We start from the raw sequence: 11,061 nt of genomic DNA, 5'->3' as shown, positions 1-11,061 counted from the left end.
CGCGCACTTCGGCCAGGGGTTTGGTGCGGGCGGGGGCGTGACTCACCACACGTGCTGCGACCAGCTGACCGGATCCGGTTTCCACCGCTTCGGTGTTGCGCTTGCTTTGCACCGCCTCGGGCGCGAAGATGGCATCGAGCAGCCGCGGATTCGCCAGCACGCCGGCGTCCGCACCGGGCTGACGCGTCAGCCCCTTGAAAGTCTTCACTTCAAGCTTCAGGCGCTCGGCCGCGGGCTGGAGGCTGTCTGCCTGCTCGTAGACCAGGTTGCCAAAGGTGTCTGCGGTTTCGGCGAACAGCTTTTGCGCCTGTTGCTGTTTCAGATCGGTTTCGATCTGCGCGCGCATTTCGTCAAAGCTGCGCGGTTTGGGCGCCTTGATATCGGTCAGCTGGATGATGTGAAAACCGAAGTCGGTCTCGACCACGTCGGAGATCGCGCCCTTTTCCAGCGCAAACACCGCGTCTTCAAAGGGCTTGACCATGGCGCCACGACCGAAATAATCCAGGTCGCCGCCATTAGCCGCAGAGCCCGGATCTTTCGACTCGGCCTTGGCCACGGCTGCGAAGGTTTGCGGGGCTTTGCGAACCTGTTCGAGCAGCGCCTGCGCACGCTGGCGCACGGCATCTTTTTCTGTCGCGGGCGCGCCCGCGGGCACGCTCAAGAGGATGTGGCTGGCACGGCGCTCTTCGTTGCCCGACAGACGGGACACGTTCTGCTCGTAGTACGAACGCACATCGGCTTCGTTGAGGGTCACAGACTGCTGCAGGGCCGCTGCGTCCAGCACCAGGTATTCCACGTCGGCCTGCTCGGGGGCCTGGAACAGAGCCGGGTTCTCCTGGTAGAAGCGCTCGATATCGGCATCGGCGGGCTGAACGCGGCTGGCCTGGTCGGCAGCGGCAAAGCGCTGCACGCGCACTTCGCGTCGTTCGAAGAAGGCATTGAGCGTCAGTTGGGCCAGATCGGCCGGTACGAAACCGGAACCCGTCACGCCCTGCCCCACCTGCTGTTTCGACAGGTCGGCCCGCACATTGGCCTCGTACATCTCGGGCGTCATGCCCTGGCGACCCACGAGCTGCTTGTAGGCCTCGACATCGAGCGTGCCGTCGGCGCGGCGCAGGGCGGCAATGGCCGGGTCTTGCTGCAGCGCACGGGCCAAGTGCTGGTCGCTGGTGTAGAGCTTGAATTTTTCGGCCGCTGTCACCAGCAGACGGTCACGCACCAGACGCTCCAGGGCAGCATAGCGAAACTCTTCACTGTCGAGCAGCTTGGCGTCGAGGGTCGGATTGGCATCGCGCAGGCGTTGCGACTCCACGCGATGAGCCTGGTCCCATTCGGCCTGGGTGATGTCCTTGCCGTCGACCGACGCCACCGCCTCACCGCCCGGGTTGGGATCAGAAAAGCCCTGGACACCGAACAGGACGAACCCGGGAACGATCAGGATCAGCAAAAAGCCCATGAGGTACTTCTTGTGATTGCGGATGGATTCGAACATGCCTTGAATTCCTGAAACAACAAACGGCAACAGACTCTGCTCTGTCTGCGCCGGCAACAAAAAAGGCGAACCCGGGTTCGCCTTTTCGATGATGGTGGGTGCTGACGGGTCAAACCGCCGACCTACGCCTTGTAAGGGGCTATAAAACCCTTAAAAATCAATAACTTACAAAAACAACCCGCTTGGCTTACCAACTCGCGAAAGGAAGTGGCCTTGAATTTTACTCGGATCACGCAAGCGAACGCTCTTCGGGCAGAAACAGCGTCCCGGACAACAGGATTCTGACGCCGTTATCTGCTCTTATCCCTGATCCCCACTCATGCAGGGGAGCACGCAATCCCGCCAGGAGCGCGGAGGTTCTGCGCAGTCTGTTCCGATCACGAAGGAGAACCCGTCAAGGACGTCGCACCCGCGCGCGGTTTGAAAGAGCACCCGGCTTCGGGATGCCATGTTGTATGACGCTGCGTCTTACAATGCCCGCATGGCTCTCCATCCAACCCACACTGCCCACCCGGCAGCTCGCCTGTGCCTCGCGGCAGGCGGCGCCGTGGCCGGTCGCAAGCTGATGGGCTCGGCGGGACTGCGCCAGCCGGCCGCACATTCTTAAGCCCGGCGATACCCCTTCCTCCTTTTTGCGCAATCCATCTATCGCCGGGCCCCAGCCCAGCGCGATAGCGGGCGTCGCCTTTTTGCGGCGCGCCTGCACCAGTTGGAGTGCAACATGCACAAGCCCCAGGATGGTGAGCGGCTGCTCACCGAGATCGATTTCGCACGCCTGAACAACCTGCACAGCGAACAACTTCCGCCCGAGCTGGTTGACACCCTCGATTCGCTCGACCTCGTCCCCTCGCGCGAGATCCCGCCCGACATCGTCACGATGTACTCGCAGGTCATTGTCGAAGACCTGGCGTCGAAGAAGCGGCAGAAGCTCACGCTGTGCTACCCGAACGACGCCGAACCGCACCAGGGTTTCATCTCCGTGCTCTCGCCGGTGGGCGCCAGCCTGCTTGGCCAGCGCGTGGGTGCCATCGCCCGCTGGCGAACCCCCAATGGGAACGGGTGCGCGGCCGAGATCGTCACGCTGCTGTTTCAGCCTGAAGCCAGCGGCGACTACACCACCTAGCGGTTCATCACCACCGATCCCACGCTCCGCGTGCCTTGTGCCGCGGGGCGGGCCTTCGTTCGTCCAGGAATTCCCATGCACTTCGACTCCATCCTCGCCGTCTCGATTTCACGGCGCTGTCCGCGCTCGCGCTGGAGCGCACAGCCCTGCTGACCAGACAACACCAGACCCCACTGCGGCTGGTCCATTTCGCCGACAGCCCGAAGACCTATCTGAACGCCCCCTCGCGCGCCTGGGTCAGCGTGCGCGCCAGCTGGCCAGGCGCCATGTGCCGAGCAGGTCCGCCGGCGGCACCATCACCGGCCCGCCTGCAGATCCACCGCCAGCCGCCCCAGCGTCCTGATCGCCCCGTCAAAACGCACATCGCCAGGATGCCCCACGTTCAACCGCAGGTGGTGGGTGAAGCGGTGATCGGCCGAGAACAGCACGCCTGGCGCGGTGCTGATGGAGCAGGCGCGCGCGCGGTGGTGCAGCGCCAGGGCGTCCACCTCGGGCGGCAGCTCCAGCCAGATGAAATACCCGCCTTCGGGACGGGTGACGCGAGTGCCGGCCGGAAAGTGCCGCTCCACCAGACGCAAGGCGTGCCGCTGCTGCGTGGCCAGGGCTTCGCGCAGCCGCCGCAGGTGCCGGTCGTAGCCGCCCAACGCCAGGTAATCGGCCACCGCGAGCTGCGGCGGGATGGCGGTGGCCAGCGAGGTCATCATCTTCAGCCGCTCGACCTGGGGTGCGTAGCGTCCTGCGGCGGCCCAGCCGACACGGTAGCCGGGCGCCAGGCATTTGGAGAACGATGAACAGTGCAACACCCCGCCCTCGCTGTCAAAGGCCTTGGCCGGGGGCGGGCGGCGCGTGCCCGCGTGCAGCTCGCCGTACACATCGTCCTCGATCAGCGGCACGCGGTGCTGCGCCAGCAGCGCCACCAGCGCCTGCCGTCGGGCCGTGGGCATGAGCGCGCCGAGCGGGTTCTGGAACGTGGGCATGAACCAGCAGGCCGCCACCTTCTGTCGGGCCAGCAGCTCGCCCAGCGCTTCGATGTCCACGCCCTCCTTCGGGTCGGTGGCCACCTCCACCGCCTTCAGGTGCAGGCGCTCCAGGGCCTGCAGCGCGGCGTAGAACGTGGGCGACTCCACCACCACCACATCACCCGGCCGGGTGACCGCCTGCAGGCACAGGTTGAGCGCCTCCATGGCGCCATTGGTGATGATGAGTTCGTTGTCGGCCAGCGGCACACCCTGCAGCGTGTAGCGTTTGCGAAGGGCCTGGCGCAGGCCTTCGTCACCCGCGGTCAGCGCACCCGTGATCTGGCTGGCCTTCAGGCGCCGCATGGCGCGCGCGCCGCTGCGCGCGAGTTCATCGAACGGGAACAGGTGCGGTGCCGGAAAGGCCGAACCCAGCGGCACCACATCGGCGTCGCGGGTGGAGCCCAGCAGGTCGAACACCAGTTCGCTGATGGCCACCGGCGTGGCTTCGCGGCGCGGTGGCGCCACCTCGGGTCCGGCCCGCACCGGCCGGCGCGTGGCGCGCACAAAAAAGCCGGAGCGGGCGCGCGCCTCGATGAGCCCGATCGATTCCAGGTGGCCATAGGCCTGGAACACGGTGGACGGGCTCACGCCGCGCTGTGCGCAGGTGGCCCGCACCGAAGGCAGGCGCTCGCCCGGGCGCAGCAGGCCGCCACGGATCGCCTCGGCCATGTCTTCGGCCAGCTGCTGGTAACGGGTCAGTCGCAAGCCGGTCATCTGATCTTCCCAGGTCCAATTTCCTGGGCATGTTACAGCGCAGACGGTCGGGCCAGCGCCCGGCAGCGCCCCCGATTCCAGCGGCCGATCCGACGGGTGCTGCGTGATCAAAGCCAGCGCGACAGCAGGGCCAGCACCAGCGCGGTGGCGATCCCGTTCAGCCCCATGGCCAGGGCCGCAAAAGCCACGCTGCCCGGGTGCGTCTGCAGGACCCGCGCGACGCCGATGGCGTGTGCCACAAGACCGAGCGTGAAGCTGCTCACGACCTCACCCTGCGGCCCCTCATCCACCCGCAGCCAGCGCAACAGCGGCCCGGCTAGCCAGGTGCCCAGCACGCCGGTGGCCACCACCGCCATGGCCGCCACGGCGGGCACACCCCCTGCGCGCTCGGCCGCCAGCATGGCCATGGGCATGGTGGCGGCCTTGGGCGCCAGCGACAGCGCAAAAGCCATCGGCGTGCCCATGAGTCCGCACAGCAGCAGGGTGCCCAGCACCGACACCAGGCAACCCGCCGCCAGCGCGACGAGCAGGGGTGCGGCCAGCCGCCGCAACAAGGCCGCCTGCCGGTACAGCGGCACGGCCAGCGCGATGATGGCCGGCCCCGTGAGCCAGCGCAGCACGCGGGTGGCCTCGGCGTACACCGGGTAGCCGCTGCCGGCCAGCGCCAGCGCGGCGAGCACCAGGGCCGTGCCGGTGAGCACTGGCAGGCACAGCAGGTGGTGGCCGCTGCGACGGTACAGCCACAGCGCGGCCAGGTAGGCCGCCAGCGTGATCACCGACCAGAGCATCAGCGCGACGACCGTCGGATCAGCCGTTGCAGCGTCCAGGCGGTGACGACCAGCATCAGGGCCGTGACAACCACCGCCACGAGCAGGAACGCTGCGGCGTGTTGTGACAGCAAGCCGGCGTACAGGCCCACGGCGGCCACCGACGGAATGAGCAGGAGCATCAGGTGGCGCAGCAACGGCGTGCTCACATCGTCCAGCGCCTGCGGCACCCCGCCCGCTGCGAACAAGGCGCCGAGCAGGAGCAGCAGGCCCACCAACGTGCCGGGAACCAGCCAGCCCCATCTGGTCACCACGGCATCGCCGAGCCACTGCAGACCCACCAGGCCGCTGGCGGCCAGCAAGGCCCGGAAGGTGCGCGGTCCGTCCGACAACAGCTTGAACAACATGGGACGAGTATCCCGCGCGAACGCCCCGCGCCACGGATCAGATTCGGGCATTTTCAGCCGGGTCAGACCGTCTGCGAAAACGCATCTGATCTGGTCACTTTTCAATAAATCTGGGCCTTGGCCATCAGATGCCTCGCGGCCACCATACGGTGCATGCACACTGAACCCCTGGCCGCCGATCCGACCGCCCCCGCCAATACCCCGCTTCCCCGAAGCGCACTGCAGCGGGTCGTGGACACCGGTCTGCTGCGCTGCGCCGTGCCACCCGCCCTAGGCGGTACGGGCGGAACCCTGCCCGACCTGGCTGCGGGAGCCCGGCACCTGCGCGAGCACGACGCCGAAGCCGCCGACATCCTGCGGGCCCAGCGTCTGGCCATCGAGGCACTGGTGCGCTCGCGCAACGTGGCCCTGCGTGAGCTGTGGCTGCCCGACTTGCTCACCGGCCTTCGCGCCGGCACGGTGGCCCTGGACGGCCCGCCGCTGAGCGGCCACGACACGGGTCGCGGCTGGCTGCTGACAGGCCGTTTCGAGCGCATCGCCAACCTGCCCTGGGAAGGTTTCTCGCTGGTGGCACCGGCTCACCTGGGCGATGGCCCGGCGAGCTGGGTGCTGCTGCGCAGCGAAGAAGACGGCCTGTCGGTCGAGGCCCCGCAGGCCGCGGCGGCCCGCGGTTCGAGCGAACGCGGCTCGGCGCTGCGCATGAACCCGGTCTTCTTTCGCGAGGACGAGTGGCTTGGCGGCCCCGAACTGCGCACCCACCTGGCCCCGGTGGCCGCGGCCCTCTCGGGCGGCCAGCCGGGTGCCCCCACCTGAACCCCTTCACCCAGACCATGGCGACCCCCACCCGCACCATCCCCATCGTGTCCGCCGCGTGCGGCCCCTCCGAAGACAAGATCCAGATGCGCTCGATCACGGGCGTGTTCACGCGCTGGCGCTGGGCCATGGTCTGGCTCACGCAAGCGCTGTTCTACGGCCTGCCCTGGCTGACGATGCACGGACGCCAGGCCGTGTTGTTCGACCTGCAGGCGGACCGCTTCTTCCTGTTCGGCGCTGTGCTGTACCCGCAGGACCTGATCTACCTGGCCGGCCTGCTGGTGATCAGCGCCCTGCTGCTGTTCTTTGCCACCACGCTGGCCGGGCGCGTCTGGTGCGGCTTCGCCTGTCCGCAGACGGTGTATACCGAGTTGTTCCAGTGGATCGAGCACCGCACGGAAGGCGACCGCCAGGCGCGCCTGCGGCTCGACCGCAGCCCCTGGAACGGCCAGAAGCTGCTGCGGCGCGGCGGCAAACACCTGGCCTGGGCGCTGCTCGCCCTGTGGACCGGCTTCACGCTGGTGGGCTACTTCACCCCCATCCGCGAACTGGCCCAGGCGGTGCCACACCAGCTCGGCCCCTGGGAAAGTTTCTGGATCGGCTTCTATGGACTGGCCACCTACGGCAACGCGGGCTTCCTGCGCGAGAGCGTGTGCCAGCACATGTGCCCGTATGGCCGCTTCCAGGGCTCGCTGATGGACGCCAGCACCCTGTACGTGGCCTACGATGAACGCCGGGGCGAGCCCCGCGCGCCGCGCCCCCGCGGCAGCGACCCGGTGCAGCGCGGCAGCGGCGCCTGTGTGGACTGCACCCTCTGCGTGCAGGTGTGCCCGGTGGGCATCGACATCCGCCAGGGCCTGCAGGCGGCCTGCATCAGCTGTGGCCTGTGCATCGACGCCTGCAACCAGGTGATGGACAAGCTGCGCGCGCCGCGGGGACTGATCCGTCTGGCGTCGGAGCGCGAGCTGTCCCACGCGGGCATGCCAGCCCTGACGCTGCGCGCGCACCTGGGGCGGCGCAGGGTCATCGTCTACGGCGGGCTGATCGTCCTGGCCTCCACACTGATGGCGCTCAGCTTCATCCACCGCCCCACCCTGCGCCTGAACGCGGTGCGCGACCGCGCGGTGCTGGCGCGCCAGGTCGAGAACGGCGCGGTCGAGAACGTGTACCGGCTGCAGCTGATGAACGCGAGCGAACGGGCGCGCGATGTGCAGGTGGACGTGGCCGGCGCCGACGGTCTGAGCCTCACCGCCCCCGCGCGCGTGCACCTCGCGGCGGCGGGCGCCCACATGCAGACGGTGACGCTGCGCTTGCCCCCCGAACAGGCCCGGGTGCTGGCCGGCCAGGTGCTGCCGATCCGCATCGGCATCGCTGGGACCGACGGCCATGCCATCGAGCACGCCGAGACATCGTCCACCTTCATGGTGCCGCGTTGAACCCACCAGAACCCCTGTTCGGCGGGTGGGGGGCAGGTCACCACCAGCTCGCACTGTGTCCCCACCAAAGCCCTGCAGTGCCAGCATACTGAAGGTCCAGAACAAGTCCCACAGGGATGTGGGTCGCAGAAGATCCGGGATATCGGTTGCGGTGCTTGCGGGCAATTCACCCGGCATGAACCTACGAGATTCAGTCAAAGCTCAAATCGGGTCGCAGACCTGCCTGTCGCACCACACCATGCCAGCGCTCGCTCTCGGTCATCAGCAGGTCGTGTAATTGACCTGGAGTGGAGGTTTGCACCTGAGCGCCATCGGCCTCCATGCGCGCCACGATCTCGGGATCCTTCAACACGCCATTGAGCGCGGTGTTCAGCTGCCGCACCACCGCAGGCGGTGTCTTGGCCGGCGCGAACAATGCGTACCACTGTGTCATCTCGACACCCGTCACGCCCGCCTCCTGTAGCGTGGGCACATCGGGCAGCGCGGGCAGGCGTGTCGGGCCGGCAACCGCCAGCGCCTTCAGACGCCCGCTTCGCAGATAGGGCTGGGCCGTGAACAGGCTGGGGAACATGACCTGTACCAGGCCATTGGCCACGTCGGCAATGGCGGGAGCGGCGCCGGAAAAATCCACCCGCTGCAACTGGGAACCGGTCTGCAGGCGAAACAGTTCGGCGGCGAAATGCGGCACCGTGCCCTCACCAGCCGAGGCATAGCTCATACGCCCGGGTGACTCGCGCAGCAGACGCACCAGGTCCTCAACGCTGTCGACCCCCAACGTGGCCGGCACCACCAGCAGCGTGGGCGAATATCCGATCAGGCCGATGGGCGCGAAATCGGCCACCGGGTCGTAGCGCAGCTTCTGCAGCGCCGGGTTGATGCCATGGGTGGCGATGTAGCCAAACATCAGCGTGTGGCCGTCGGGTTGGGCCGCAGCCACGTACTCGCAGGCGATGCTGCCATTGGCACCAGCCCGGTTGTCCACCACCACCGACTGCCCGAGCAGAGGACCGAGCTTGCGCACAAGGGTTCGCGCCATGGTGTCGTTGCCACCGCCCGCGCTGGTGGGCACGATCACGTGCACCTCGCGTTGCGGGAACTGGCGCTGTGCCATTACGCCGGGCACGGCATCGTTCGCGGCGGGCGCGGGCGGAAACACATAGCCCGGCAGGTGCAACATGCCGTGCATGATCTTGCGCGCCGTGCGCACCAGGGCTGCGCTCTGCACAGTGGCAGCGTCGCCCGAGCCATCGATTTCCACCTCCACATCGATCTGTCCGGCCGGATGCAGCACCACCAGCGGATGGCGCCCGGGCGAACGCGCCTCACCGCTGGCCACCGTACCCGGCAAGGCGAAGGCTGTCGCCACGCCAATGGCGCCGGTGACGGCGTGTGACGCGTGGCATTTGTGGGGCGTGAAATAGCGCGAGGTGATGCTGTTGGGCGTGTCACCGGCACTGACCAACACCGGTTTGGGAACCACGCTGCCCGACACGTCGCCCAGACCCATGCGCTGTCCGGCCTGCAACCGCAGCGCCTCGATGCGCGCCAGCAGCGCGACATTGGCGTCCAGCTCGGCCGGCCGCTCGCGACCAGTGAGCCCCAGGTCGGTGGCGCGCAACATCATCAGGGGCATGGCCGCGTCGATGCAGGTCACGTCGAGGCCTTCGATGGTGTCGATGCGCTGTCCCGTGGGAAAAAGTTGCCCGGTCACCGCGCCCCAGGCATCCAGAAAGTTCAGCAGCACGGGCGCCGCGGTGCCCGCCACACCGTCGATGCGCGCATCGCCTTCGTACGTCACCTTGCCACCGGGCGTGCACACGGTCACCTCGATCTGCGAGCCGGTGTTGACGTTGTGGATGCGCACGGTGGTGGTGCCATCCTGCGCCGGGATCAGCCCTTGCTCGATCGCAAACGGGGCCACGCCCGAGAGCATGTTGCCGCAGTTGGGCCGGGTGTCCACCGACTGGTGCCCCACCCCCACCTGGGCGAACAGGTAGTCGAGATCGCAATCGGTCCGGGTGGAGCGCGAAACGATGGCCACCTTGCTGTTGAGCGTGCTGCCACCACCCAGGCCGTCGAGCTGCAGCGGATCCGACGCACCGATGGCGCCGATCAGCGCCTGGTCGCGCGCCTCGTCACCTTCGGGCAGCCAGTCGCGCAGGAAGAAAGGACCACGCGAAGTACCTGCACGCATGAGAACACAGGGAATGGACAGCTTCATGGCTCACTCTACTTTTGGAACGACGTTGGCGCAAGGCGGCAAACCGAAAAAGGCCGCCCGAAAGCGGCCTGTCACCCAGGAACAGCTGATGGATCAGAAGTTGTGGCGCATGCCGATCAATGTGGCGTTGACATCGGTCTCGGCTTTGCCCTTGCCATTGCGGGCGTGAGCGGCGTACAGGAAGGTGCGTTTGGAAAGCGGGTAGCGTGCCTCCAGCAACAGATCGGTGTCCTTGTTCTCCGTGTCCCGCGCCACATCCACAATGAAGTTGACCGGACCGGCCGGGATGGAAGTACCCAGAGTGAAACCTTTGCCACGCCCGGCACCCGTCGCGTCCTGGTAGCTCGCCGCGACACGGGCCGCTCCAAAGTTGTAGGCGGCGCCCACCATGTGGTTGGCGTCCTTGTTGCTCAATTTGTTGTAGGCCAGGCTGGCCGACAGCGGACCGCCACGGTAGATGACGTTGAACTCGGTCTTGGAAACATCGTCAGCGTTGTTGCCCTTGAGCACGTGCGCGAGGGTTGCGGTCACGCCACCGAAGCTGGGCGTGGTGTAGGTGATCTGGCTGTTGTTGCGGGAGTTGACACCCACATAAGAGAACTGGCTGCTCACGGGGTTGTAGTTGGCGGCACCGGTCAACTCCCATGCGGAGACAGCGCGGAAGCCCGGGCTCAGGGTCCGCCCCAACAACACCGACCCAAAACCACCGCTGAGCGTCAGGTTGGCCGCACGACCGAAGAAGGGATCTGAGGCCGCGCCGGTTTCGGGATTGACCTGGGCTTCGAAATTGAACGAGGCATTCAGACCGCCGCCCAGATCTTCGGTTCCGCGAAAGCCGATGCGCGAGCTGCCATTGGTCAGCGGTGACGCACCTGCCAGTCGCAAAGACTGACCTGTGACCTTCGCCAGCGCCATGTCCGCAACGCCGTAGAGCGTCACGGACGACTGGGCATGCGCCACGCCTCCCAGGGTCAATGCGGACAGGGTGGCCGCGGCAAACGCTTGTTTTTTCATCTTGGTTTGTCTCCAGTGAGATACAGGTTGAGGGAACGTAAAAAAATACGGAAAG

The 11,061-nt window shown here is 67.0% G+C and carries 9 protein-coding genes (1 of these 9 only partly in view); 3 read left to right on the top strand and 6 right to left on the bottom strand.

Annotated elements, in window-relative coordinates:
• A protein-coding gene (locus F3K02_RS26835) for a SurA N-terminal domain-containing protein (protein WP_177139708.1) crosses the window boundary here: on the bottom strand, positions 1–1,492 show its 5' portion. Its footprint begins 410 nt before the window's first position; the window shows 1,492 of its 1,902 coding nt (coding positions 1–1,492); it begins with the start codon at positions 1,490–1,492; its stop codon lies beyond the left edge, outside the window.
• Between the two features lie 721 nt (positions 1,493–2,213).
• Here F3K02_RS26835 and F3K02_RS26830 point away from each other — a divergent pair.
• Positions 2,214–2,615: a GreA/GreB family elongation factor gene (locus tag F3K02_RS26830; RefSeq protein ID WP_177139706.1), complete on the top strand. Its 402-nt coding sequence runs from the start codon at positions 2,214–2,216 to the stop codon at positions 2,613–2,615.
• A 296-nt stretch (positions 2,616–2,911) separates the two neighbouring features.
• Here F3K02_RS26830 and F3K02_RS26825 read toward each other — a convergent pair whose 3' ends face one another.
• From F3K02_RS26825 to F3K02_RS26815, 3 genes are all read right to left on the bottom strand, one after another.
• Positions 2,912–4,348 carry an aminotransferase-like domain-containing protein gene (locus F3K02_RS26825; protein WP_281362911.1) on the bottom strand — a complete coding sequence of 479 codons (1,437 nt, stop codon included), beginning with the start codon at positions 4,346–4,348 and terminating at the stop codon, positions 2,912–2,914.
• A 107-nt stretch (positions 4,349–4,455) separates the two neighbouring features.
• A complete protein-coding gene (locus tag F3K02_RS26820; RefSeq protein WP_177139704.1) occupies positions 4,456–5,136 on the bottom strand; it encodes an LrgB family protein in 681 nt (226 codons plus the stop codon).
• Positions 5,136–5,522: a CidA/LrgA family protein gene (locus F3K02_RS26815; protein WP_177139702.1), complete on the bottom strand. Its 387-nt coding sequence runs from the start codon at positions 5,520–5,522 to the stop codon at positions 5,136–5,138. The genes F3K02_RS26820 and F3K02_RS26815 overlap by 1 nt, the downstream gene beginning before the upstream one ends.
• A gap of 153 nt (positions 5,523–5,675) precedes the next feature.
• Here F3K02_RS26815 and F3K02_RS26810 point away from each other — a divergent pair, with 153 nt between their 5' ends.
• Positions 5,676–6,335, top strand: coding sequence for an acyl-CoA dehydrogenase family protein (locus tag F3K02_RS26810; RefSeq protein WP_177139700.1), 660 nt, complete (start codon positions 5,676–5,678; stop codon positions 6,333–6,335).
• A 17-nt stretch (positions 6,336–6,352) separates the two neighbouring features.
• Positions 6,353–7,771, top strand: coding sequence for a cytochrome c oxidase accessory protein CcoG (gene ccoG, locus F3K02_RS26805; protein WP_177139697.1), 1,419 nt, complete (start codon positions 6,353–6,355; stop codon positions 7,769–7,771).
• 190 nt (positions 7,772–7,961) lie between these two features.
• Here the strand turns inward: ccoG and F3K02_RS26800 are convergent, their stop codons facing one another.
• Both F3K02_RS26800 and F3K02_RS26795 read right to left on the bottom strand, forming a co-directional pair.
• Positions 7,962–9,992: a 4-oxalomesaconate tautomerase gene (locus tag F3K02_RS26800; protein ID WP_177139695.1), complete on the bottom strand. Its 2,031-nt coding sequence runs from the start codon at positions 9,990–9,992 to the stop codon at positions 7,962–7,964.
• A 93-nt stretch (positions 9,993–10,085) separates the two neighbouring features.
• On the bottom strand, positions 10,086–11,006 hold the full coding sequence (locus F3K02_RS26795) for a porin (RefSeq protein ID WP_177139694.1): 921 nt from the start codon (positions 11,004–11,006) through the stop codon (positions 10,086–10,088).
• Positions 11,007–11,061: the final 55 nt, after the last annotated feature.

The organism is Hydrogenophaga aromaticivorans (genome assembly GCF_013387465.1).
In the GTDB taxonomy this organism is placed as follows: domain Bacteria; phylum Pseudomonadota; class Gammaproteobacteria; order Burkholderiales; family Burkholderiaceae_C; genus Hydrogenophaga; species Hydrogenophaga aromaticivorans.
This window is presented reverse-complemented; position numbering and strand designations above follow the sequence as displayed.